Raw genomic sequence first — 24,432 nt, 5'->3', positions numbered from 1 at the left:
GACGGTCGCATTTGGCGACTTTGCTCCGGGGCGTAGTCGTGGCATCATTGGCGGCCCTGATTTTTGAGCTATTAATTGAAACTCATTCTCGTTCAGCGTAAAGCCGGATCCCGAGCCATCGAGCTTGGCCGCTGGTCGTGGGCGGTGGTTTCGGCCTGTGTGCTCGGCCTGCCCCTGGGGCTGACCGCATTGGGCTACCAGCTGGGCCAGGCGAATGGTGCTGAGGACGCGCTCCACGAACGCATCAGTGCGGCTGAGGCCGCGGCGAGTGCCCGCGCCAATGCGCTGGCGCAGCTCGGCGCCGACGCAGAGAACCGCCTGACCGCCATGACACGGAAGTTGGCCGAGTTACAGGCGCGCCTGACTCGACTCGACGCGCTGGGCGTTCACCTGACCGAGTTGGCCGGGCTCGATAACGGCGAGTTTGATTTTGATTTGGTGCCCGCCGTCGGCGGACCCGCGGCGTCGCTGTCTGCCGGGATTGACCCCAAAGAGGTCGAAAACGATTTTGCCCGCCTGAGCGCCACCCTCGATGACCGGGAATCCCAGTTGGATATCCTCATCGGTTTACTGCTGGACTCAGAAATTCGCAAAGAGAGTATTCCCGCCGGTCGTCCGATAGCGGCGGGCTGGTTGTCTTCGCCCTACGGCAGTCGCACCGACCCCTTTACCGGCCGCAAAGCCTGGCACGATGGTATTGATTTTGCCGGTCGCGAGGGCAGCGACGTCATCGCCGTTGCCAGTGGTGTAGTGAGCTGGAGTGGCGAGCGTGCGGGTTACGGCACCATGGTGGATATCTCCCATGGCGATGGCCTGATCACTCGCTACGCCCACAATCAGGAAAACCTGGTTGCCGTGGGCGATCTGGTTCGTCAGGGCGAGCCGATTGCGCTGATGGGCAGCAGTGGCCGCTCCACCGGACCGCATCTGCATTTTGAAGTCTACAAGCACGGACGACCGGTCGATCCGGCCTCTTATATCCGCCGCAACCGGCGCTGATTTTCTTCGAGTCCTGCCCTCCCGGGCACCTCACCGGGCGCTGGCGTCCGCATCACTTTATCTATCGAAGTCCATACCATGATTGTTAAATCGCTAAAGAAAATATTTGGCACGCGCAATGATCGCGAGCTCAAGCGCATCTCCAAGGTCGTCAAGCAGATCAACGCGCTGGAGGAAGACATCCAGGCGCTGGATGATACGGCGATCAAGGCGAAAGCCGACGAACTCAAGGCGCGGGTCGCCGACGGTGCCACCCTGGATCAGGTCTTGCCCGAGGCGTTTGCCCTGGCCCGCGAGGCCGGCGTGCGTGCCCTCGGCCTGCGTCATTTCGACGTGCAGTTGATCGGTGGTATTGCTCTTCATGAAGGCAACATCGCGGAAATGCGCACCGGTGAGGGTAAAACCCTGGTGGCGACGCTGCCCGCGTTCCTGAATGCACTTTCGGGGAATAACGTACATCTGGTGACGGTCAACGATTACCTGGCCAGCCGCGACGCCGCCTGGATGCAACCGCTGTATGAATTTCTCGGCATGAGTGTCGGCGTTATACGCGCCGGGCAAAGCCCCGAGGAAAAGCGCGCCGCCTATCAGTGCGACATTGTCTACGGCACCAACAATGAATTCGGTTTCGATTACCTCCGGGACAACATGGCCTTTGCCCTCGCGGACAAAGCACAGCGCGACCTCTCGTTTGCCATTGTTGATGAGGTGGATTCGATCCTGATTGATGAAGCGCGGACGCCGCTCATTATTTCCGGCGCGGCTGAGGATAGCTCGGAGCTCTACAAGGCGGTCAATCGATTGATCCCCAAGTTGACTGAAGCCAGCGACGAGGTCGAGGGCGACTACACGGTCGACGAGAAGCACCGCCAGATCGAGCTCACCGAGGACGGACACGAGAAAACCGAGGCGATGCTGGTCGAAGCGGGACTGCTGGAAGAAGGTGACAGCCTGTACGCCGCCACCAACCTGAAGTTACTGCATCACGTGCACACTGGGCTTCGGGCCCATGTCCTGTTTCAACGGGACGTGGAGTACATCGTTCAGGAGGGGCAGGTGGTGCTGATCGACGAGCATACCGGTCGAACCATGCCCGGTCGTCGCCTGTCCGAGGGTTTGCATCAGGCGATCGAAGCGAAGGAGGGCGTGTCGATTCACAACGAGAGCCAGACCATGGCATCGACCACGTTCCAGAATTACTTCCGCCTGTACGGCAAGCTCTCGGGTATGACCGGTACTGCCGACACCGAAGCGTTTGAATTTAAACAGATTTATGGGCTCGACGTGTTGGTGGTGCCCACCAATAAACCCATGGTGCGAAACGACCTCAACGACCTGGTTTATTTGAGCCAGGAAGAGAAATTCGATGCCATTGTTGAGGATGTTAAATCCTGTATCGAGAGCAACGCGCCGGTGCTGGTCGGTACCGCGTCGGTCGAGACCTCGGAAGAACTCTCGGCAAAATTTCGCGCGGAGAAGGTCGAGCACAAGGTACTGAATGCCAAATACCACGCGCAGGAGGCGGAAATTATTGCCCAGGCCGGGCGCCCGGGCGTGGTGACGATTGCCACCAACATGGCCGGTCGCGGTACCGATATCGTGCTCGGCGGCAGCCTCGATGCGGAACTGAAAGCCGCAGGGGATATCGGCGAGGAGAAGAAAGCCGCGATTCGCGAGGAATGGCAGCGCCGGCACGATGCGGTGATGGAAGCGGGCGGTCTGCACATCCTCGGCACCGAACGCCATGAATCCCGGCGCATCGATAACCAGCTGCGGGGTCGTGCCGGACGACAGGGTGACCCGGGTGTGACCCGTTTCTATCTTTCGCTGGAAGACAGTTTGATGCGGATTTTTGCTTCCGATCGGGTCAAGGGCTTTATGCAGGCCCTCGGTATGGAAAAGGGCGAGGCGATCGAGCACAAGATGGTGACCAATGCCATCGAGAAAGCCCAGCGCAAGGTGGAAGGGCGCAACTTCGATATCCGCAAGCAGTTGCTGGAATACGATGATGTCGCCAACGACCAGCGTCAGATCATCTACAGGCAGCGCAACCAACTGCTGAGCGAGACTGATGTCAGCGAGACGATTACCACGATACGGCGGGATGTGGTCAACGAGGCCATCGATACCTTTGTGCCGCCGATGAGTGTTGAGGAGCAGTGGGATGTTCCCGGTTTGGAGCGGCATCTGGAGGCGGAATTCGTGACGGCGCTGCCGGTTGCTGAGTGGCTTGAGGCGGATACTTCGCTGCACGAGGAGAGCCTCCGTGAGCGCATAGTCGCCGAGGTGCAGGGTGCTTACGACGCCAAGGCCGGGGAGGCCGGTCCGGGTATGCGCCATCTGGAGAAGCAGATCATGCTTCAGGTGCTCGATACCCTGTGGAAGGAGCATCTGCAGACCATGGATCAGCTGCGCCAGGGGATTCATCTGCGCGCCTATGCCAACAAGAACCCCAAGCAGGAGTACAAGCGGGAGTCGTTTGCGCTGTTTGAGTCCTTGTTGATCCGGTTGAAGTACGAGGTGATTCGCTTTCTGAGTCATGTGCAGATTCAGAACAAGAATGAGGCGGAGCAACTCGAGCGGCAGCGGCGGGAAGAAGCAGCGCGCAAGCAGCTGGCGTTCGAGCATGCCGAGGCCAATGTGGCTGCCACCGAGGCAGGAGGTCCCGATCAGGCGGGAACGCCTGCGGCGCCACCCGCCAAGCCGCAGCAGGTCGTTCGCGACCAGCCCAAGGTGGGGCGCAATGATCCCTGCCCCTGCGGTAGCGGTAAGAAGTACAAGCAGTGTCACGGAGCCCTGGCTTGAGTTTGGCGCTACCCATTGCCGGAATCCGACTGGGTGTGGCTCAGGCGGGCATCAAGAAACCCGATCACGACGACCTGACGGTTGTCGAGCTGGCCCACGGCACCGCGGTGTCCGCGGTATTTACCCAGAACGCGTTTTGCGCAGCACCCGTGCGGGTTGCCAAAGCACACCTCGGCGTGGGCTATCACCGCCCGACCCATCTGGTGATCAATACGGGTAATGCCAATGCAGGTACCGGTGAGCCGGGGATGAAGGCGGCGTTTCGTACTTGCGAGGCAGTCGCGCAGTTCGGTGGCGCCCGCGCCAACGCAGTACTGCCGTTTTCAACCGGTGTGATTGGCGAGCCGCTACCCGTGGAGCGTATTGAGCAAGCGCTGCCCGATGCCTTCGCGGATCTGTCGTCCACTGGTTGGGAGCGGGCGTCCTGGGCCATCCTGACCACCGATACCCGGCCCAAGCTGACGTCCCGCGAGGTCACCATTGATGGCGATACCGTAACCATCACCGGTATGGCCAAGGGCGCGGGTATGTTGTGCCCCAATATGGCGACGATGCTCGCCTTTATTGGCACCGACGCTGCAGTGGCAAAGCCGGTGCTCGATGAGGCACTGAGCCAGGCGGTATTGGCGAGCTTTAACCGCATTAGCGTCGACGGGGATACCTCTACTAACGATGCCGCGGTCCTGTGTGCTACCGGCAAGGGCGACGTTGCCATTGGTGAGGATGATTTCAGTGCGGCGGCTCTATTTGTAGACGCGCTGACCGAGTTGTGTCTTGAGCTGGCGCAGGGACTGGTGCGCGACGGCGAGGGCGTGTCCAAGTTTGTCGCGGTTGAAGTGATTGGCGGCAGGAGCCAGGAAGAGTGTGATCAGATCGGCTACACGATCGCCCACTCGCCACTGGTCAAGACTGCGTTGTTCGCCAGCGACCCGAACTGGGGCAGGCTGCTCGCCGCCATTGGCCGAGCGGGATTGCCGGACCTGGTGGTCGAGGATGTGGCGATCCATATCAACGACGTATTGATTGCCGAACACGGCGCCCGGGCGGCGAGTTATACCGAAGAAGCGGGAGCGGCCGCTATGGCCGATGAGGACCTAAACATTCGTGTGACCCTGAATCGGGGTGAGGCCAGCGGCACCATCTGGACGTCAGATTTGTCCTACGATTACGTGCGTATTAACGCCGAATATCGTACGTAATCCTCAACCCATGCGTTGTTTCTGCTCTGGGTTAGCCGATTCTCCCCACTCGTGTGCCGGCTGTACCTCGGCATGTGTGCCCGGGCAGGCTGATTTTTCGAACCATTGGTGCGACGGTAATGACTGACCGGATTCATGTGGCGGTGGGTGTGCTTCGGGATGATCAATCCCGAATTTTGATTACCCGTCGCGCCGCTGACGCCCACCAGGGCGGGTTATGGGAGTTTCCGGGCGGCAAGGTGGAATCCGGCGAGACCATCCAGAGTGCCCTGGCCCGGGAGTTTCTTGAAGAGCTGGGTACCCGGGTGCTCGAAACTGCTCCGCTTTGTGAGATTACCCACGACTATAGTGACAAGGCGGTGCTGTTGGATGTGCACTGGATCACGGCGTGGGAGGTGGAGCCCCGAGGGTTGGAGGGTCAGCCCCTGGCCTGGGTGCCGCCAGACGAGCTTGAAAACTTTGAATTCCCTGCTGCGAACCAACCCATTATTGAGGCGATTGCTGCGCAAGCCTGAGCAGTGTTTGGTGTAGCTGCACAACCTGCTCGTCCAGTGCTTCGAGTGTGCCACTGTTGTCAATCACGGTATCAGCGTTGGCCAGGCGTTCGGGACGCGGAAGCTGGGCGGCCATTATTTTCTCGACCAGTGCGGCATCGTTATTGTCCCGCGCCATGGTGCGCTCAAGCTGGACGGACTCGGGTACATCCACGACCACGACGTGATCGGCAAAGCTGTTCTGCCCGGATTCCAGCAGAAGGGGCGAGGCGAGGATGACGTAGGGTGAGGTTGCGCTATTCAGCTGGCTTGCCAATTGATCGCGAATTCTCGGGTGGGTGATCGCCTCCAACTGCTTACGCTGTTTGGGGTTTTCAAAGACAATTTTGCGCAGCTGCGCCCGGTCGAGGTTGCCGTCGGCCTGTATAACACCCGGACCAAAATGCTCGCGAATCTCATCGAGGGCAGGCTGCCCCGGCGCAACAATCTCTCGAGCAGCCACATCGGCATCGACCACGGTAATGCCGAGTGCCGCCAAACGATCGGTGACCGCCGACTTGCCGCTACCGATACCGCCCGTAACCCCCACGCAGTAGGTCATTGCAGACCGCTGAATTCGAGATAGCGGGCTGTTAGTTGCTCACCATAAAACAGGAACAGCAGGCCGGCGCCCGCCAGATAGGGACCGAAGGGCATGGGGATATCCCGGCCGCTGCGCTTCAGCATGACGAGCAAAATACCAATGACAGCGCCGACGAACGACGAGAGCACAATAATCAGCGGTAGCGACTGCCAGCCAAACCAGGCGCCGAAGGCGGCGAGCAGCTTGAAGTCGCCATAGCCCATACCCTCCTTGCCCGTGACCAGCTTGAACAGCCAATAGACCGACCAGAGTATGAGGTAGCCGGCCATGGCACCCATAACGGCAGCCTCCAGCGAGGTAAAAACACCGAACAGATTGAATACCAGGCCAAGCCACAACACCGGCAGGGTAATGCTGTCTGGCAGCAGCCGGGTGTCGATATCGATACCCGTGAGCGCGATCGATGCCCAGATAAGCAGCAGCGCGCCGAGCAGCTCGAGGCTATAACCAAAGGTGATTCCAGCCGCGACGCAAAGCAGGGCGCTGGCCAGTTCTACCAGCGGGTAGCGGATGGAGATTGGCCCATCGCAGTTGGCGCATTTACCCCTGAGTGCCAGATAGCTGATTAAAGGGATGTTCTGCCAGGGTTTAATCGGTGCCTGACAATGGGGGCATTGGGAGTTGGGGACGGCCAGCGAAAGGGGTTTTTCTTCTGGTGCTTCCTGCTCGAGTAGCTCGCAACAGTCGCGACGCCAGCCCTGTTCCATCATTCGGGGCAGGCGATAAATGACGACATTGAGAAAGCTGCCGATGGTAGCGCCGAAGAGCGCAAGCCCAAGCAGGAGAAAGCCGGTGTGTTCGACCAGGGGTGACATCGCTGCGCCTTGCTGTGGCGGTGGATCGTTAAACCACGGATCCGAGCATGAAGATGGGTAGATACATGGCAATCATCAGACCGCCAATCAACACACCCAGAACCGACATAATGATTGGCTCCATCAGCGCGCTCATGTTGTCTACCGCATCATCGACCTGTTGCTCGTACTGATCGGCGACTTTTCCGAGCATTTCATCAAGGGAGCCCGATTCCTCACCGATGGAGGTCATTTGCAACAGCAAAGTTGGGAACAGGCCCGTCGACCGGATTGCTGCATACAATGAGGTTCCCGACGTGACATCATCGCGAATTCTACGAATGCCATTGGAGTAAATAGCATTGCCAGCCGCCCCCGCAGTTGAATCGAGCGCTTCGACTAAAGGAACACCTGCTGCGAAGGTTGTTGAAAGCGTGCGCGAAAAACGGGCAATCACCGCGTCGTGGACAATGCCACCGATTATAGGAAGCTTGAGCGACAGTGCATCAATCCAATCGGAGAAACGTTTCGATCGCCGTCGGGCCTGAGCGAAAGCGGTAAGCGACGCCATAATGCCAATCAGAATCGCCAGCCACCATTTTTGCACTACTTCGGAGATGCCCAGCACGAAAAGGGTGAAGCCCGGTAGGTCGGCGCCGAAGCCCCGAAAGGTCTCGGCGAAGGTGGGTACCACTTTGACCAGCAGGATACCGGTAACAATAATGGCGACCACAACCACGGCAATGGGATAGGTCAGGGCTTTTTTGATCTTGGCTTTTAACTGCTCGGTTTTTTCCTTATAGGTCGCCACGCGATCGAGCATGGTTTCCAGGGTGCCGGAGTTTTCACCGGCGGCGACAAGGCTACAAAACAGATCATCGAAATATTTGGGGTGTTTTTCAAAGGCGTTTGCCAATCCCCCGCCCGCGGCGACATCGTTTTTTATCGTGGTAACGAGATCTCGCATGCTCTCGTTTTCGACGCCCTCTGAGACAATATCAAAACTCTGAACCAGAGGGACGCCGGCTTTCATCATCGTCGCCATCTGGCGACTGAATATAGCAATATCGACAGGTTTTATTTTCTTGGCGCTGCCGAATAATGGTTTGGGTTTCTTTTTAACCGACTTTACCGCTACCCCCTGCTTGCGCAACTGGGCTTTGGCTATGGCGAGGCTGGACGCAACGATTTCGCCCTGCATATTCCGACGCTGCTTGTCGGTACCTTTCCAGACAAAAATGGTGTTGGTGGCTGCCATCGCTTGCTTAGCTCATGATTGAATTAGTCGGTAGTTACGCGGTTCACTTCGGCCAGACTGATCAGCCCCGCAGCACATTTTCTAAGCGCGGAGGTTCTAAGATCGTCGAAACCCGCTTCCCGCGCCTCCTTGGCAATCTCCAGGGAATTGCCATTTTCCATAATCGCGGTCGCAATACGTTTGGTGATTTTTACCACCTCATAAATGCCGACCCGACCCTTGTGGCCATCTTTGCATTCGTCACAGCCCACGGGCTTATGAATAGTTGCATTCGCGAGCATCTCTTCGGTAAAACCAAGCTCGAGAAGCGTGTTGTGGGGTACGTCTGTTTCGGGTTCTGCGCAGTTCTTGCACAATCGCCGGCCGAGCCGCTGCGCGATGATCAGTGATACCGATGCTGCAATATTAAATGCGGGTACGCCCATATTGAGCATTCGGGTGATGGTCTCCGCCGCGCTGTTGGTGTGCAGTGTGGATAGCACCAGGTGGCCGGTTTGTGCCGCCTTCACCGCAATCTCCGCGGTCTCCAGGTCACGGATCTCACCCACCATGATGACATCGGGATCCTGGCGCAGGAATGAACGCAGGGCTTCGGCAAAGTTCAGACCGACTTTTGGGTTGACATGAACCTGATTGATCCCATCCATGTTGATTTCAACCGGGTCCTCTGCGGTAGATATATTCCGCTCCGGGTCGTTCAGAATGCCCAGGCCCGTGTAGAGCGAAACGGTTTTACCGGAGCCGGTGGGTCCGGTGACCAGAATCATGCCCTGCGGTCGGCTGAGGGCATCCATGTACATTTCCTGTTGTACCGGATCGTAGCCCAGCGCATCGATACCCATATGCGCTGCCGCGGGATCCAGAATCCTCAGCACAATCTTCTCACCGTACAGTGTGGGTAGGGTATTAACCCGAAAGTCGATCGCCCGGGTTTTGGATAGACGCATCTGGATGCGGCCATCCTGGGGCACGCGACGCTCGGAAATGTCCATCTGCGACATGACCTTCAAGCGTGCGGAGAGTCGCGGCGCGAGATTGCGAGGTGGCTTGACCATTTCCTGTAAAATGCCATCGGTTCGGAAGCGAACACGATATTCCTTCTCGTAGGGTTCGAAGTGAATATCCGAGGCGCCCTGCTTGATGGCATCCAGTAGCACTTTGTTGACAAAGCGAACTATCGGGGTGTCATCTGCGCCACTGCCCGGGTCGTCACTATCCTCTTCTTGGACGCCCTCCGAGATTTCGAGGTCGAACTCCCCATCCTCGCCCAGATTATTCATGTCATTCGCGAAGGAGTCGGCCTGCTCTACGACAACGGCCAGCATTTTGGCTAGGTCGCTCTCCGGTACCAGAACCGCTTCAGTGCTTAAACCGGTAGCGAACTTTATTTCATCGAGCGCGTTCAGGTTGGTCGGATCGGACAGCGCGATGAAGAGCCGATTACCACGCTTAAATAGCGGTAACGCATGATGCTTGGACAGCAAATCGGTGTCGACCAACTCCTGAGGGAGGCTTTCTTTGGCGATTGCAGTGAGGTCGAAAAGGGGTGCGCCAAATTCGCGCGAGGCAATATTGGCCAGCCGGTCACTATCCACGTCCATGGACTCTACGAGGTGGCGGACCAGCGATACCTTTGCTTTGGCGGCTTCTGCGACGGCGGAAGCCGCCTGTTCTTCGCTGACAAGGCCATCCTCCACCAGCCGACCGGCGAGTCCGCTGAGCTTGGTGGTTTTGCCGTTTACGCTGACATTCATTTCGCCAATATATCGTGTTTCGCAGGGGCTTTCATAGCGTTATTGACAGACTTTTCTTCCGAAACGGTGTATCACGCCTTCCTGAAAAGTACGCCCGGCAAGGTTAATGCGTGACCACGTACTCTGCTTTTCAGAGGAGCCATGGCAAGGCAAACTAAAGAAGCTAAATGATTGCTTCGATTTTCGCTGTGCGGCAACATGCTCGATACAGTGTTGGCCCTCATAGATTTTTATGCTGTATTCAAAACCTCGTGCCTAGTTGTGGAGCAGGCGGTTGCGTTGATTTCATCTATGGCTAGCCAATCATCAGATTTTCTGGTGCCAGCTAAAGGCCCAAGAATTGCCGCGCTAAGACGACATAAATACTTCTTACTACACCAATTTTGGGGTGCTAAATAAAGAAGGTGTTGGTATCGATAAAAGCTTGTTTTTAAAGTATTTTCACCGGTGAATGCTGAAGCTAATGCAGTTCTATACGCCTATGGCAAATACATATTGGAACGTATTGTGCAGGTAGTTTCTGGGGGGTGTGATGAAATTAAGGTCCACTGATAGTATCAAGCGTCCAGCAAAGCCGGTTAAGCACCGTGATGATGAGTATGATCAATCCAGCTTTTATTCCCTCCGGTTAATGCAGGAGAATCATTTTTGGTATCGCGGACGACACCGCTTCCTATTGGCTTCACTGGACCGCTTTCTGCCAGCTAGCGCTCCACCCCTTACTTGTGTTGACCTTGGCGGAGGTGTCGGCGGGTGGGTAAAGTATCTTTTTGATCATCGGCCGACTTGTTTCGCTGAGTTGGCGCTGGCGGATTCTTCTCTCACGGCTTTGGATATGGCGGCGAGTCTAATGTCGCCCAATATTTCGCGGTATCAAGTAGACCTAATGAATCTGGACTGGGAGAAGGCATGGGACATCGCATTTCTCCTCGATGTCATTGAACACTTGCCGAATGATGACCATGCCATGCGCAACGCCGCACGGATCCTAAAACCAGGCGGTCTGTTGTTCGTAACGACGCCGGCTTTGAAGCAATTTTGGAGTTACAATGACGTGCTTGTAAATCACCAGCGACGATACAGCGTAGAAGATTACGCACAGCTCGCGCAGCACAGTGGGTTAGAGCTATTGGATGCTCGATACTTCATGTTTCTGCTAAGCCCTTTATATTGGCTATTTCGACAGCGTTCGGGTGTGCTTGAGATGACAGCTGAACAGCAGAGAACGTTCTTGAAAAATAGCCATAGAGTGCCGCACAGGTTAATAAATTTTTCGCTTGCAGCTGTGTTTGCAGCCGAGACACCGTTGGGTCACTGGGTGCGTTTCCCATGGGGCACCTCTATTCTCGGCATTTTTCGTAAATTATGATTTCCTTCCTTATTCCCGTATACCGGTCTGCGGAGAGCTTGCGCGAATTGCATTTTCGCATTGGAGCTGTATTTGAAAACTTTCCAGACGGTTTTGAAATTATATTCATTGAAGACTGCGGTGGCGACGTGTCATGGCAGGCCATTCAAGATTTAGCAGAGCAAGACGCACATGTCAGAGGTTTACGCCTGAGCCGTAACTATGGTCAGCATAATGCTTTGCTTTGTGGAATACGTGAAGCTCGGGGTGAGATAGTTGTTACCTTAGATGACGATCTTCAGCATCAACCTGAGGAGATTCCGAAGTTACTCGCGAAATTAAACGATGGATTTGACGTGGTGTATGGGCCACCAGCCCATCAACAGCATGGTTTATTTCGCGATCTGGCCTCTCATATTACAAAGCTAGCATTAGAAGGCGCGATTGGTGCTGCAAACGCTCGGCAGGTGGCCGCGCTCAGAGTATTTAGAACCCGACTTCGCGATGCTTTTTCTGACTACCGGAGCGCCACCGTCAATATCGACGTGCTGTTGACTTGGGCGACAACGAATTTTTCAGCGGTACCCGTGGAGCATTCCCCGCGTCGCTTTGGCAAGTCCGGCTACACCTCGCGTAAACTTATCAGTCACGCATTCAATATGATGACGGGTTTTTCCACCCGACCGTTACAAATAGCCAGCATGATGGGATTTTGTTTTGCGTTTTTCGGATTGCTCGTCTTAGTTTACGTACTTTCTAGTTGGTTGATCAGTGGAAGTTCCGTCCCCGGTTTTATGTTTCTGGCCTCAATTATTACTATCTTCTCGGGAGCGCAGCTGATGGCCTTAGGTATCATCGGAGAGTATTTGGCCAGAATGCATCTCAGGATTATGGAGCGACCCCCATATGTCGTCTTCCAAAGAACTGATGATGAGAGCAGTTAGGCATGACTGCTACTGCACTTCTCGAATTTGCCTTGGAAACACCTAATATCAGATTAATTGCCAGAGAAGTGTCATGGGATAGCGTGGTATTCTCTACCCGAGTTTTGCAATTGCAGGAATTTGAGTTGCTCGATCAACGAGCAGCATTTTATGACTTTAAAAACTATGAAGGGTGGGTGGCAAAAGAAAAAGTTGGCGTTGTAAGTTGCCGACTGCCGAATGAGCGGATTCGTGAGTCGATGTTCCTTGAGGCCCGTAATTTTAAATTTATCGAAACGGTACTGCATCCTTGTCTAAATCGTCTGCAACATAGATCTTTTGAGGCCGTTAACTTAAACGTAGCGACTGCCAATAGCAGCGACCTTGATATTCTGGTTGACGTGGCCAAACAGTCTTTTGGGTACGAACGCTATCATATCGACCCAAGATTTAACTCCAAGCGGGCAGATGAAAGATATGGGCGTTGGGTAGCAGCTAGCTTGTGCCATGAATCCCAGAGGTTGTTAAAGGTTATGGACGGCGAGCGCTTGGTTGGTTTTTTTGTAGTAGAACACAAGCGGAACCAAGAAATTTATTGGCATCTGACGGCGATTAATCCTCGCTGGCAAGGACGCGGTTATGGGTACAGGGCCTGGTTGGCAATGCTTCGGCACCATCAGATGGCAGGTTACCGCTCGGTAACAACGACGATATCAGCTGGGAATAGCCGAGTGCTCAATCTGTATGCCAAGCTTGGCTTTCGATTTATTGCGCCAGAGAAGACGTTTCATTGGGTTAATGAGCTCGCATGACTGACTGGAGATTGCAGATCCTCCGATTTGCCGTGGTGGGTTTAATCTCCAACAGTTTTTTATTTTTTCTCTATTTGCTGCTTACATCGTTAGAACTTGGCCACAAAAGCGCAATGACCCTTTTGTTTGTAGCAGGGATGCTGCAGACGTTTGTAGCGAATAAACACTGGGTTTTCGATTATGAAGGCGGGTTCTGTATATCTTTTTCAAGGTATGCTTTGATTTACTTTCTTGCTTATTTTTTTAATCTTGCAGCACTTCTTATATTAGTTGATTTCTATCAATTTCCCCATCAGCTTATCCAAGGGGTCGTGATTTTCGTGGTCGCTCCCTTGCTTTTTCTTCTGCAACGCTATTGGGTGTTTCGTGCAACTGATTCATCGGTTATGGACTGACAATCGCTAATGACTATTGTGTTTAACAAGCCATACCTCTGCGGCGAAGAGCTCCGGAACATTGCACAGGCCCATGCCAATGGGCAAATAGCAGGCGATGGGCCATTTACTAAAAAATGTCAGACTTGGTTGGAGCAAGTTACGGGCTGTAAAAAGGCTCTGTTGACGCATTCCTGCACTGCTGCATTAGAGATGGCGGCCATACTAGCTGATATAAAGCCGGGCGACGAGGTGATAATGCCTTCCTATACCTTTGTGTCCACTGCTAATGCCTTCGTCATTCGTGGCGCTGTACCGGTTTTCGTCGACGTTCGCGCAGAGACGTTCAATTTAGACGAGAGATTAATCGAGCCCTCTATTACGCCGCGTACTCGAGCCATCGTGCCGGTGCATTACGCCGGTGTCGGCTGCAATATGAATGTCATTATGGCTATCGCGGAGCGCCACGGACTGCTCGTTATCGAAGATGCTGCACAGGGAGTTATGGCTAGTTATGTCGACAGACCGCTTGGGGCAATTGGTCATTTGGGGGCCTTTAGCTTTCACGAAACTAAAAACATTATTGCAGGTGAAGGGGGCGCGCTTCTGGTGAACGATCCGACTCTCGTAGATAGAGCCGAGGTCATCAGGGAAAAGGGCACAAATCGCAGTAAGTTTTTTCGTGGCGAAATCGATAAATATACCTGGGTCGACACAGGCTCTTCCTATCTGCCAGGAGAGATGGTTGCGGCATTTCTCTGGGCTCAATTTGAGGAGGCTGAGCGCATCACCACGTGTCGCCGCGAGCTATGGATGAGGTACCATGAGGCGTTCTACCCGCTAGAGCGTGCGGGTCGTTTACGCCGACCATCAATTCCCGACGGTTGCGGCCATAATGCGCATATTTATTATCTGGTTTTGCGAGATTTAGCGGATCGCACCGATTTTATTCGAAAAATGAGGGCTAAGGATGTCCAGTGTGTTTTTCATTATGTGCCTCTGCATAGTTCACCACAAGGTGCCAGGGTTGGCCGGTCTAGTGGTGAATTGCCAGTCACTAATGAGTTATCCGATTGTATCGTCCGCTTGCCGCTCTGGTTGGGGTTGGAGGAGGAGCAACACAGGGTGATCGAAGCGGCGTTAGGCTCTCTTCACTAACAGCGTTTGATTTGCCTTTGGTGGCGAAGCCGCGGCAATGGTGGGTATTACTTCTCCACGCTAATAGCCAAGAGACGCCGGCCGACGCTATTACGCTCAGGTAATCAGCAAAGTCCAAACTTCTCGATTAATATTCCTACGCTAACTTCATCTTTTTGGATGAAAGTTATTGTCTCATACTGATCGGAACCGTCGAGTGCACTATGGAATTCTGCAACCCTGATCCTTGAGAGCAGTGGAGTCTGCATTCATGAGAATAAAATTTTCGATTACATATTACGCCTCACTGATAAACAATCTTTCTACGACCTAATCCCTGTGCTGGTCTCCAATGATGGGCATCAAAAGATTTGTCAGGCTACTTAATAGTCGTCTCGCGGATCAGAATGCAATATCAGGTAAAGGCGCACCGCTCATGCTTAGCAGCGACTCGCAGTGATCCGTGTAAATGTAGTTATCTAAGCTGGTACTTCGACTCGGATTCATTTCGATGCGATGCCGCTTCGAGAAGTTTCTTGCTAAATTATTTATTCCTTCATTTGATTCTGTGTCGAGCGCAAGAGTGGTATAAAGCTCTAAAATCTTAACAGCCTGTGGTCTCGTGATTAATCTTTCTGGCGAGGAGTCCTCCCAGTAACTAGTCATTACGGCGACGAGCAAGCTAGTCTGGAAGTCAGTATCTTTATTGTCTCTTGCGTTATAAGCCATAACGATAAGATCTAAAGTGCTTCTGTTCGAAAGTGCTTCGAAAGCTTTCTTTGTACGTTCGTAGTCCTCTTGGGAGATTGCCGAATACATGAGGGGCCTAAGATAGGCATCTCGATAGAAAATTGAATTCTTCATTAGATTGGTAGATTCCAAAAATCCATCTACTCCGACAGGTACACTTTCTAGGGCGAAAGTGAGTTCTTTTAGAATTTCATTCCTGGGTTTCTGGGCATCTATTATCTCTTTCATTTTGTTTTTATTCATGTGTTCAATAATTTTTGGCGTACATGATGGAAACATCAAAATATCAGCAATTTCCTGAAGACCGCCAGTTTTGGAGTAGAGAACATTACTGCTCCCAATGTACTCTGGTGTAAGGTTAAAATCTTTTCCAATTGATAGATGTGTTAGCTTTGAAAAGGGCCAAATTGCCAGGTCGATCTGATATTGAGCAGCTAGGTCGCGAGCTTTACCGGGGTGACTGTCTGTGAACTGATTAAATTTGAGAAAGTGGGATGGGGGGTAAAGAATTCCCGTTCTACCATCAATAAAAATCTTGTATGTCGGTGGGAGTCTATACAGCAAATAGCCGCCCTGATGGTACATATTGAAGATATTACCACCTCTGCCGGACTGCGCCTTTAGGTAGTCTACAACGTCAGAGGGTATTGTTTCGGAGTACCTCGGGATCTTTTTTGGAACGTAGTGAAAGTTCGCTACGAACGTTAATGTCGCTGCGAGTCCTAATAGAACTAAAAGAGCCCTAATGCCTACCGACAAAGTCAAAAATGTAACTTTGCTTCGCTCATTAGATGCCATAACGAAAAAGAGTACCGAAATTGCTACGCCGGCCATTGATATCATTCTTATTCGATCAATCGAAGCATAGATAAAAATCAAACAAACGATGGCAATACCGATATTTCTCGACGCCACTGCCCAGGCCGTCACGCTGAGTGCGACAGCCCAAAAAGCAATAATTGCACTGCCTTCGCCGATCAGGATTAAGGAAGATTGATGTTCGGAAATTCGATCCCAGGAATCAGAAAACTGAAGAGCGTTGATTATCGGGTGAGCGATGTCTTGATTGGCCCAGCCAACAACGAGCAATATCAACCCTGAGGCCCAAAAAAGTGGCCATTCGCTGGCGATTTTATGCGTGCCTTTGCTAGTAAAGTCATAAAACTTTTGAATGTATAACCCCGAAAATATCACGTAGGGGATTATGCCGGCGTGAAAATTTACCCAAGCCAGCGATAGAACTAGTATTGCTGCCACATTCTTGGGCGAAAACTCGCGATCCGCCATCGAATACAGAATGGCGGCGATGCTAAGCAGCGTAAAGTCGACTATTTCGGGGCGAGGGACTAGCCGCTGCTGTATAAAGTATGTGCTTGCGGCTAGGCCCAGAGCAGCTACTAGCCCTTTCGCGTCAGAACATTTGATTAAGAAGAAAAGTGATATTAAAAAAGTCAGGAAAAAGAATGATTTAAGCGCGATCGTAGCGTGCTCGAACCCCAATCGTCGTTCCAGAAAGCCATATAGAATCTGAAACGGATAAGGCTGGAGTTTTACAGATGAGTTTTCGAAGGTGAAGCTATAGTGATCTATTAAGGGAGATAAGCCCCGATATAACAAATCTATCCCAACTTTAACATGCCAAAATTGGTCGTAAGTGCCATTGTCCGAAGTTACTGCCCCATAAAACGAGATCGCTACGGTAATCAGCACGAGTACAAGAGTGCTTTTGTTTATCCAGCTAGCCTGCGCGATATTATATTTGATTTTATTTGGCGCCATTTTTGCAATTCATATCCAATGTAAAAAAGCCGGACCGTCAAAAAGACGCCCCGGCTTATCTTATACAGCTGGACTTAGATCGAAGAAATTAACAAAAGCCTGCCGCTACACAACTCCCGCCCTCGGTCCATCTGACGGTGTCGAAGTTAGTGTCCAGCGTAGCCGTTAATGTGAAGGTTTGGCTGTCGACGTCAGCACTGCCCGTGGCGTTGATTACTCCCGCGGCCCAAGTAAGGGATGTTACGAAATTTCCCGAGTTTCCGCCGCCCGTGTTGACTTGCGCGGCGACTGGTAAGACACCATATTTCTGAGCCCATACTTCAACCTGAGATTTTACGGTCGAGGTGGCTAAAATAACTTCAGAGAACTTTGCGCGCTTGACGTAAGTTTGATAAGCGGGCAGAGCAACTGCAGCCAAAATACCGATGATGGCGATTACGATCATCAGTTCGATGAGCGTAAAACCACTCTGTTTTCGGGTTGCCATATTGTCAATTTGTAGCATTCTGATTTCTCCTATTTACCACAGTGAGGCGAGCCAGCTCTGGCTACCCAGATTCTAACGGCGGCTCGCGTGCGTAATGTTAAGCAATAAGCTTGCCAATCTTCAAAATAAGCTGCTTTTAGCCGCCGGTGTCTCGGCGTCTAGGTTTAGTCAGAGACGCATTACCTCGATACGATAAATCTTTCGAGCTTATACTTAGTGGCGATGACGCGGGTGGTGCGAAATTGACAAAAATTGTCAGCACTATGCGAGTAAGGCTTACCGAGGATGGTTTTCGCAAAGCCACAAAGAGGGCGTTTGCCATTGTTATCTCAGTCAAGGTCGAGCGCAAATTCATAATTCCTGCTCCGTATAGCCCATTGGCTGGCGCGATCCCCAAGATATTTAATCGCAGGCTGCCTACATTGCGACGTTTAGCGCCACAGTGAGGCGCGACGGGCTCGTAAGTCGGGTCGCGCACGTTCCGCACACTCGCACCGGCAGCCATGCTTTCTACTGTCCCGTGCATCTGCGGCTTAGAGACCAGCGCTCGGTGAGACTAGTTGGCGACGTATTGGCTGGTGATGCGCGGCGTATCTGACGGCCAGTTTAATCTTCATCGATAGCTCGTATGAGTACTCAGACGCCATCTAAACTTTATAAAGTCAATAGTGTTTTCCTATTTCTGTTTGATCATTTTGAGCCTTCCGTCCCAGAATTCGACTGCCCGGAAGCAAGGGCACTGGACGCTACCTTTGTCATCCATGTGAGTTTTAGGTTTTTGGAAATATTATGCGATTGGTTCTGCGTCTCATCCACGTTTTTTGATATATTGAAGATATATTCTTCGCTAGAATTTACATCCAGCCAAAACTTCCATATATTATCGTTGTCCCTGAAGTCGAATAGACCTATGTTATTACCTTGCTGAAAGTAGGAAAAGTCTCTTTCATAGAGGTGGCTCAGACTCAAGCCCTGCCAAGATCTAGGTTCTTCTAGGCCAACTTCTTGAAGTATCGTCGGGGCTATATCAATTTGTGACGCCGAAACCCTTTTCAAGAGTTTAGGGCCTTTATAGCCAAATCTTTTCATTAATAGCGGTATCTGAATCAGTGGCTCGAACGGGCTCGCCTGGTGCCCGTAATGACCGTGCTCCCCAAGCGCCTCACCGTGGTCTCCGGTTATAACTAAAAACGTGTCGTTTAAATAACCTTTGGATTCCAATAACCCGAGAATTTCATTTATCGCATGGTCAAAACCTATTACTCCATTATCATAAAAGTTGAAATAAGATCGTCGATTGGCTTTATTTTCTTGACGAAACGCCTTGGAGTAATAATTTTTTGAAGGCATATACGAGTTCAATTCTGGGTGACGTTTTCCAAGCGCGTGCGTTGACATCAAATGGATTTGTAGGAATGTTGGTTTCCCTGCCCACGTATCTAAGCTTTCTATTACCTTAATGACCTTAAAGTCATCGTTCAGATATCCTGCCGATAGCGAGCCATCCCAAAAGTAATCCGAAGGACCGAGTTGCGTTGCCAGCCCGTAAAAATTAGTGTGATCGCCGCCCAATACTAACATGATTTCAAACCCGCTCGCCGAGAGAACCTGTTGAAGCGTCACATCGTGCGTACGAAAATCTTTCACGTATTTTGAACGCGCAATGCTCATCAATCCACAGAAAGATTCGGCGCAAGTAGAGTGGATTTTCGATTTGTATTCAAATGGATTAGTGCGTTGCCGCCGATCTAGGTGGGGAGTAGTCTCCCTTTCATAGCCTAGTATCCCTAAGTGATCGTATCGGAGGGCATCTCCGACAATAATAACGACATTTCTTTTTAGTTGCGGATCTTTCCTCTTCCGATAATTATCAAGTTGGTCTACGGTGCCTCGGTTGAATTCAAGTGTGTCAATTAGGTGGCTTTGGCTGCTATTGAATCCGCCTAAAGGGTTAAATGTTTTCGCGATAGGTTCAGCGTCGTTGCGAGGGATCGTTATACCCATATATATGGTTATTGTCATGACTAAAGAAGCTGCGCCTAATGCGAGAGGCGCTATTTCCGAGGTCACTCCGGCATTATTTAATGCAACATGCCAGTTTAGATAGCCTAGAAAGCGGCGAAGTAGTAGGGAAAGCGCTAATATGGAAAGCGAAATTATGGTGAGGAATATAAGTGGGGAAACACCTAGAACTTCGCTTAGGAGGCTCCATTGTTTGATATAAGTTCGGATTAAAGGCCAAGTGGCCACCCTACCCCAGCTATCGAGGCCGACCAGTATTAGCACATAATAAACACTTATTAAGGTGAGTGCTGCGCTGTAAATTATGATGGTCGCAAATTTTATTGGAGCCAAGATCGCATTTGCCATGATATACCAGCGAAGGCTGATAAAAAAGAAAGCGATTGTGGAGATTATCTCGAGGTGTGGTGTGATAGCGCTTGTCGGCGCTCCGAAGAAGTTTATGTAGATAAATAGAAACGCGAAGGCTGGCATGAGCCAGACAAGAAACTCAAGAGCAATCAGGTAGCCGGCTCTGACTGCGGTGTTATGACGTCGCATTGTTCAGTAATACCAACTTTGATAGTGACAGCAGGTTTACGTTTTGTATTTTTTCAATTTCCCAGTGTTTGGAGTCTAAATTTTCTATAGAGAAGTTTGACTGAAAGCCAATGTAATTTGAGAGGGGCGAGACGACCTGTTCGGCAAAGCTCCATATACCAGCGCCTTTGAAGTGATTGACGATTATTATTTTACCATTCGGTTTGCATACCCTTCTCATTTCGTGCATCAGCGCGGATGGATCAGGTGTCACCGAAAGCACGTAGGGTGCAGTAACGCAATCGAAGTGGTTGTCTGGTAGAGGTAGGTTTTCAGCATCAGCGAGAATTAATTTTACCTGCTCACCTGAAGTTTCACGCAGTTGCGCCTTAGCGCGAGTTAGCATATCGAATGAAATATCGATGCCTACGACGGTCGTTTTTTCGGGATAAAGCGATAAAGCTAAGCCTGTTCCCACTCCTACCTCTAACAAACTTTTTGGGCTTATTTGCTCAATCCATTTTGCCATTTCTTCTCTTCCGTTTTGGAGCAATTGCCCAAAAAGTAGATCATAAAACGGAGCATACCTCTTGTATGCCGCAATGACTCGATTAGAGTTGCTGCTATTCAACCTAGGTCCTTAGGGGATGTGGGAGTATTCGTTGAGCGTATTATAAATCGGCATCAAAATTGCCATCATTTTAGGGGAACTAAATGCGATAGCGATAGGCCGACTATTGAAGAGTAGAGGTCCTTTAGAAATTGTACGCCGCTACGTTCTCAATGTTGACTATTTTCGCGGCATTTTTACGGATACCTCAGGACCTAAGCAATCAGATGTTTTAAGTGGTTGCCCGGTTCAGAACTCTTATCTGTCGGGAAAACGCGAAAAAGCGGATTGCAGCTTCGCCTCCCTCCTCCTCCGATGCAACACCGGCTCCGTATACCCACTCGGCTGCGCCATCCCCTCAAATACCAAATCACACGCCGCCTGAAACGCCACGCTGGCTGTAAACTCAGGCGCCATCGGCTGATAAGCCGGGTCGCCGGCATTCTGTTCGTCCACCACCGCCGCCATGCGCTCGAGCGTCTCCCGCACCTGCGCTTCGGTGACCAGCCCATGGTGCAACCAATTGGCAATGTACTGGCTGGAAATACGCAGCGTCGCCCTGTCTTCCATCAGGCCTACGTCATTGATGTCAGGCACCTTGGAGCAGCCCACACCCTGGTCGACCCAGCGCACGACATAGCCGAGGATGCCCTGGGCGTTGTTGTCGAGTTCGCGCTGGATGCCCTCGGCGTCGAGATTGCCGGCGCCTTTCAGCGGCACGTCGAGAATCTCCGCGACGGTCGCGCGATGCTTTCCGCCAAGCGCTCGCTGAACGGCCGATACGTCGACATCGTGGTAGTGGGTGGCGTGCAGCACGGCGGCTGTAGGTGAGGGCACCCAGGCGCAGTTGGCGCCGGCTTCGGGGTGGCCGATTTTGGTCTTGAGCATCTCTGCCATCTTGTCGGGCATGGCCCACATGCCCTTGCCGATCTGGGCGTGATCCTGCAGCCCGCAGGCGAGGCCCACATCCACGTTCCACTTTTCGTAGGCGTTGATCCAGGTCTCGGACTTCATGGCGCTTTTGGCGGTCATCGCACCGGCTTGCATACTGGTGTGGATCTCGTCCCCGGTGCGGTCCAAAAAGCCGGTATTGATAAACACTACCCGCTCGCGTGCCCGGTTAATGCATTCGGCGAGGTTGATCGTGGTTCGCCGCTCTTCATCCATGATGCCCATCTTGATGGTGTTGCGCGGCAAACCGAACGCATCCTCTACCCGAGAAAAAAGATCGACGGCGAGGCTCACCTCGTCGGGGCCGTGCATTTTCGGTTTAACGATGTAAATGCTGCCGGTCTGCGAGTTCCTGACGGTGCCCGTGTGCTTCAGGTCGTGGACCGAGCAGAGTACTGTGAACATCGCATCCATCAGGCCTTCGGGAATTTCATTGCCTTCGGCATCGAGAATCGCCGGGTTGGTCATCAAATGGCCGACGTTGCGCACAAACATCACGCTGCGTCCGTGTAATGTCAGGGTTGAGCCGTTGGCAGCGGTGAACTCCCGATCCGGGTGTAGTGTGCGGGTATGGGACTTACCCCCTTTGGTCACGGTCTCGCTGAGGTCGCCTTTCATCAGCCCCAGCCAGTTGCGATACACCAGCACCTTGTCCTCGGCATCAACCGCGGCGACGGAGTCCTCGCAATCCTGAATCGTTGTGATGGCCGCTTCGATGCATAAGTCCTTGACGCCCGCGGTGTCCGTTTTTCCCACGGGATGCTCAGGGTCGATCTGGATTTCCACATGCAGGCCGTTGTGCTTGAGCAGAATGCTCTCAGGCGCCGCAGCTTCGCCGGTGTAGCCCACAAATTGGGTGCCCTCCAAAAGCGTCGCAGCACTGCCGTCTTGTTGCGTGATGGCCAGCGCGCCATCTGCCACCGAATACGCTGCGGCTTCGGCATGGGCGCCGCCATCGAGCGGAAAGTGTTTGTCGAGAAAGCGTCGCGCCCAGGCGATGACCTTGCCACCGCGCACCGGATTGTAGGCCCCCCCGCGCTCGGCACCGTCTTCCTCGCCGATGGCATCGGTGCCATACAGCGCGTCGTACAGGCTGCCCCAGCGGGCATTGGCGGCGTTGAGGGCATAACGAGCGTTCATGACGGGAACCACCAATTGCGGCCCGGCAATGCGCGCGATTTCGTCGTCGACGTTGTCGGTGGTGACGGCGACGCTTGCAGGCTCGGGCAGTAAATAACCGACGTCCTGTAAAAAGGCCTTGTACTCGGCCCGGTCAAAATCAGTCCCCGGATTCGCCCGGTGCCAGTCATCGATTTTGCGCTGCAGGTCGTCCCGGATTTGCAGCAGTTCCCGGTTTCGCGGGCCGAGTTCGTTGACGATATCGGCGAGCCCCTGCCAGAAGACGGAGGGCTCCACCCCCGTACCCGGCGCAATCTCATTCACCAGCAGGTCATGCAGCCGGGTGTCTACCTGCAACCCTGCGCATTCGATTCGTTCGGACATTCTGCTTCTCCTATTGGTCGCCGCGTTCGGCAGCGGCGCTGGCCGCACTAGCACCCCCTGTGAAGGGTGAAGCCATACTCAAAACGCTATTGTCAGCGATCCTCTATATAAGAACCAGAAATGATAATGATCTATGCTATTTATTTGGTGAATGTAGAGCCGATACTCGAATCCCCACCCGATACTGGCTGCCGAGCAGCGATATCGCTACGGCAAAACGAGGGGATGAAAAGGAATGCCGCAGCCGTGGATACCCGATTACTCGGGGATCCACCCCTCAGGGCCGAGGTTTCGCGCCGTTTGGGTGATGAGCTGGCGCACCCAACGGTGGGCCCCATTGTGCTGGAGAAGCGGGCTCCAGGCCATCTTCAGCTCGAGTTCGGGCACGTTAAAGGGCACATCGCGCACCACAACGCGAGGATTATCCCGCTTTAACCAGGTAGCACGGGAGGGCAGGGTAACAATGAGGTCGTTGTGCTCGGCCAGGGTCATCGCTGCCTGATAATGCCGCGTGAACACGCGAATGTGACGCTTGCGCCCCAATTCGGCGAGGGCCAGATCGACCCAGCCGAGGCGTTGAACGTCATCGGGATTGACCCCCACGCCAACCCCCATACCGGTCTTGCTTACCCAGATATGGTCGGCCTTGAGGTAGGTCTCAAGATCGAATCGCTCCAGTATCGGGTTTTCAGGGCTCATCAGGCAGGAGAAGCTGTCCTGCCAGAGGGTAATCTGATGAAACGACTGGGGCATCTGGTCGAAACGGTTAATAACCAGATCCACTTTGCCTCGCTCGACGTCGAGAAAGCTCACGTCCGAGGGCGTCATAATATCCAGCGTGAGCCCCGGCGCCTTTTCACGCAGGCGTCGCAGCACCGCGGGGAACAGCGTTGATTCGGCGTAATCGCTGGCCATAATCCGGAAAACCCGCTCCGCACCCTCGGGATCAAAGTCGGTGGCGGGTTGGATGGCCCGGTCAACCCCCATGAGGATATTGCGCACCTGTGGCTGCAGCTCAAGGGCGCGGGCCGTGGGCGTCATGCCATCAGACGTTCGCACCAGCAGCGGATCGTCAAACACATCCCGCAGACGTCTGAGCCCGTTACTCATGGCCGGCTGGGACAAGCCCAGCTGGTGTGCGGCCTGGGTCACATTGCACTCGGCGAGCAACGCGTCGAGATAGACCAGTAAATTAAGATCGATGCGATTCAGATTCGCCACGGTTAAGCTCTCCCCAAAAAGCTTTCCCGCAATTTACGCTAGTTCAGTGG

19 protein-coding genes are annotated in these 24,432 nt (G+C 53.0%); 9 read left to right on the top strand and 10 right to left on the bottom strand.

The annotated features are described in order from the left end of the window. Positions 1 to 75 precede the first annotated feature (75 nt). The 4 genes from NOR51B_RS01480 (at position 76) to mutT (ending at position 5,518) form a co-directional block, all read left to right on the top strand. Positions 76 to 999, top strand: a complete 924-nt coding sequence (locus NOR51B_RS01480) for a M23 family metallopeptidase (protein WP_009020736.1) — start codon at positions 76 to 78, stop codon at positions 997 to 999. A gap of 78 nt (positions 1,000 to 1,077) precedes the next feature. After that, a complete protein-coding gene (gene secA, locus NOR51B_RS01475; protein WP_009021476.1) occupies positions 1,078 to 3,804 on the top strand; it encodes a preprotein translocase subunit SecA in 2,727 nt (908 codons plus the stop codon). A gap of 2 nt (positions 3,805 to 3,806) precedes the next feature. After that, positions 3,807 to 5,003, top strand: a complete 1,197-nt coding sequence (gene argJ, locus NOR51B_RS01470; RefSeq protein WP_009020942.1) for a bifunctional glutamate N-acetyltransferase/amino-acid acetyltransferase ArgJ — start codon at positions 3,807 to 3,809, stop codon at positions 5,001 to 5,003. A gap of 119 nt (positions 5,004 to 5,122) precedes the next feature. Then, complete coding sequence (gene mutT / locus NOR51B_RS01465; RefSeq protein ID WP_050759508.1) at positions 5,123 to 5,518, top strand: 8-oxo-dGTP diphosphatase MutT; 396 nt, start codon at positions 5,123 to 5,125, stop codon at positions 5,516 to 5,518. On the opposite strand, the gene coaE is transcribed toward mutT, so the two are convergent. The 4 genes from coaE to pilB are packed head-to-tail and all read right to left on the bottom strand — an operon-like array spanning position 5,490 to position 9,946. Further along, positions 5,490 to 6,098 carry a dephospho-CoA kinase gene (gene coaE, locus NOR51B_RS01460; RefSeq protein ID WP_009021114.1) on the bottom strand — a complete coding sequence of 203 codons (609 nt, stop codon included), beginning with the start codon at positions 6,096 to 6,098 and terminating at the stop codon, positions 5,490 to 5,492. The genes mutT and coaE overlap by 29 nt on opposite strands. Beyond that, entirely contained in the window at positions 6,095 to 6,955 is an 861-nt protein-coding gene (locus tag NOR51B_RS01455; protein ID WP_009019743.1) for a prepilin peptidase, read from the bottom strand. The genes coaE and NOR51B_RS01455 overlap by 4 nt, the downstream gene beginning before the upstream one ends. Positions 6,956 to 6,983: 28 nt before the next feature. Further along, the gene (locus NOR51B_RS01450; RefSeq protein ID WP_009020882.1) at positions 6,984 to 8,192 is read right to left on the bottom strand and encodes a type II secretion system F family protein; all 1,209 of its coding nucleotides are present in this window, start codon (positions 8,190 to 8,192) and stop codon (positions 6,984 to 6,986) included. Between the two features lie 23 nt (positions 8,193 to 8,215). After that, on the bottom strand, positions 8,216 to 9,946 hold the full coding sequence (gene pilB / locus NOR51B_RS01445; RefSeq protein ID WP_009020317.1) for a type IV-A pilus assembly ATPase PilB: 1,731 nt from the start codon (positions 9,944 to 9,946) through the stop codon (positions 8,216 to 8,218). 532 nt (positions 9,947 to 10,478) lie between these two features. Here pilB and NOR51B_RS01440 point away from each other — a divergent pair. Genes NOR51B_RS01440 through rffA form a run of 5 tightly spaced genes read left to right on the top strand, consistent with a single transcriptional unit; the run spans position 10,479 to position 14,561 of the window. Then, entirely contained in the window at positions 10,479 to 11,315 is an 837-nt protein-coding gene (locus tag NOR51B_RS01440) for a class I SAM-dependent methyltransferase (RefSeq protein ID WP_009019534.1), read from the top strand. Further along, complete coding sequence (locus tag NOR51B_RS01435) at positions 11,312 to 12,238, top strand: glycosyltransferase family 2 protein (protein WP_009021598.1); 927 nt, start codon at positions 11,312 to 11,314, stop codon at positions 12,236 to 12,238. The genes NOR51B_RS01440 and NOR51B_RS01435 overlap by 4 nt, the downstream gene beginning before the upstream one ends. 2 nt (positions 12,239 to 12,240) lie before the next feature. Beyond that, complete coding sequence (locus NOR51B_RS01430; protein ID WP_040481529.1) at positions 12,241 to 13,029, top strand: GNAT family N-acetyltransferase; 789 nt, start codon at positions 12,241 to 12,243, stop codon at positions 13,027 to 13,029. Further along, positions 13,026 to 13,424 (top strand): GtrA family protein, encoded by a 399-nt coding sequence (locus NOR51B_RS01425; RefSeq protein WP_009019643.1) that lies wholly within the window; start codon positions 13,026 to 13,028, stop codon positions 13,422 to 13,424. Before NOR51B_RS01430 ends, NOR51B_RS01425 begins: the two co-directional genes overlap by 4 nt. Positions 13,425 to 13,433: 9 nt before the next feature. Next, positions 13,434 to 14,561: a dTDP-4-amino-4,6-dideoxygalactose transaminase gene (gene rffA, locus NOR51B_RS01420; RefSeq protein WP_009020655.1), complete on the top strand. Its 1,128-nt coding sequence runs from the start codon at positions 13,434 to 13,436 to the stop codon at positions 14,559 to 14,561. A gap of 381 nt (positions 14,562 to 14,942) precedes the next feature. On the opposite strand, the gene NOR51B_RS01415 is transcribed toward rffA, so the two are convergent. The 6 genes from NOR51B_RS01415 to NOR51B_RS01390 form a co-directional block, all read right to left on the bottom strand. Then, positions 14,943 to 17,069: a hypothetical protein gene (locus NOR51B_RS01415; protein WP_009020876.1), complete on the bottom strand. Its 2,127-nt coding sequence runs from the start codon at positions 17,067 to 17,069 to the stop codon at positions 14,943 to 14,945. Positions 17,070 to 17,157: 88 nt separating this feature from the next. After that, a complete protein-coding gene (locus NOR51B_RS15830) occupies positions 17,158 to 17,574 on the bottom strand; it encodes a pilin (protein WP_009019020.1) in 417 nt (138 codons plus the stop codon). Positions 17,575 to 18,246: 672 nt separating this feature from the next. After that, positions 18,247 to 20,118 carry a sulfatase-like hydrolase/transferase gene (locus NOR51B_RS01405; protein ID WP_009019178.1) on the bottom strand — a complete coding sequence of 624 codons (1,872 nt, stop codon included), beginning with the start codon at positions 20,116 to 20,118 and terminating at the stop codon, positions 18,247 to 18,249. Next, on the bottom strand, positions 20,105 to 20,728 hold the full coding sequence (locus tag NOR51B_RS01400; RefSeq protein WP_081443864.1) for a class I SAM-dependent methyltransferase: 624 nt from the start codon (positions 20,726 to 20,728) through the stop codon (positions 20,105 to 20,107). The genes NOR51B_RS01405 and NOR51B_RS01400 overlap by 14 nt, the downstream gene beginning before the upstream one ends. 237 nt (positions 20,729 to 20,965) lie before the next feature. Beyond that, positions 20,966 to 23,161, bottom strand: coding sequence for a malate synthase G (locus tag NOR51B_RS01395; protein WP_009020627.1), 2,196 nt, complete (start codon positions 23,159 to 23,161; stop codon positions 20,966 to 20,968). 258 nt (positions 23,162 to 23,419) lie between these two features. Beyond that, positions 23,420 to 24,382, bottom strand: coding sequence for a LysR family transcriptional regulator (locus NOR51B_RS01390; protein WP_009019617.1), 963 nt, complete (start codon positions 24,380 to 24,382; stop codon positions 23,420 to 23,422). Positions 24,383 to 24,432: the final 50 nt, after the last annotated feature.

The sequence above is a fragment of the Luminiphilus syltensis NOR5-1B genome, from assembly GCF_000158175.1.
GTDB classification, from domain to species: Bacteria; Pseudomonadota; Gammaproteobacteria; order Pseudomonadales; family Halieaceae; genus Luminiphilus; species Luminiphilus syltensis.
The sequence above is the reverse complement of the archived record's forward strand: the minus strand, read 5'-3'. Positions and strand labels throughout refer to the sequence as shown.

Bases quoted from the DNA above. Each gene is read 5' to 3' on its own strand.
- secA (WP_009021476.1), top strand. From the start codon at position 1,078: ATGATTGTTAAATCGCTAAAGAAAATATTTGGCACGCGCAATGATCGC.
- mutT (WP_050759508.1), top strand. From the start codon at position 5,123: ATGACTGACCGGATTCATGTGGCGGTGGGTGTGCTTCGGGATGATCAA.
- coaE (WP_009021114.1), bottom strand. From the start codon at position 6,098: ATGACCTACTGCGTGGGGGTTACGGGCGGTATCGGTAGCGGCAAGTCG.
- NOR51B_RS01455 (WP_009019743.1), bottom strand. From the start codon at position 6,955: ATGTCACCCCTGGTCGAACACACCGGCTTTCTCCTGCTTGGGCTTGCG.
- NOR51B_RS01450 (WP_009020882.1), bottom strand. From the start codon at position 8,192: ATGGCAGCCACCAACACCATTTTTGTCTGGAAAGGTACCGACAAGCAG.
- pilB (WP_009020317.1), bottom strand. From the start codon at position 9,946: ATGAATGTCAGCGTAAACGGCAAAACCACCAAGCTCAGCGGACTCGCC.
- NOR51B_RS01440 (WP_009019534.1), top strand. From the start codon at position 10,479: ATGAAATTAAGGTCCACTGATAGTATCAAGCGTCCAGCAAAGCCGGTT.
- NOR51B_RS01435 (WP_009021598.1), top strand. From the start codon at position 11,312: ATGATTTCCTTCCTTATTCCCGTATACCGGTCTGCGGAGAGCTTGCGC.
- NOR51B_RS01430 (WP_040481529.1), top strand. From the start codon at position 12,241: ATGACTGCTACTGCACTTCTCGAATTTGCCTTGGAAACACCTAATATC.
- NOR51B_RS01425 (WP_009019643.1), top strand. From the start codon at position 13,026: ATGACTGACTGGAGATTGCAGATCCTCCGATTTGCCGTGGTGGGTTTA.
- rffA (WP_009020655.1), top strand. From the start codon at position 13,434: ATGACTATTGTGTTTAACAAGCCATACCTCTGCGGCGAAGAGCTCCGG.
- NOR51B_RS01415 (WP_009020876.1), bottom strand. From the start codon at position 17,069: ATGGCGCCAAATAAAATCAAATATAATATCGCGCAGGCTAGCTGGATA.
- NOR51B_RS15830 (WP_009019020.1), bottom strand. From the start codon at position 17,574: ATGCTACAAATTGACAATATGGCAACCCGAAAACAGAGTGGTTTTACG.
- NOR51B_RS01405 (WP_009019178.1), bottom strand. From the start codon at position 20,118: ATGCGACGTCATAACACCGCAGTCAGAGCCGGCTACCTGATTGCTCTT.
- NOR51B_RS01395 (WP_009020627.1), bottom strand. From the start codon at position 23,161: ATGTCCGAACGAATCGAATGCGCAGGGTTGCAGGTAGACACCCGGCTG.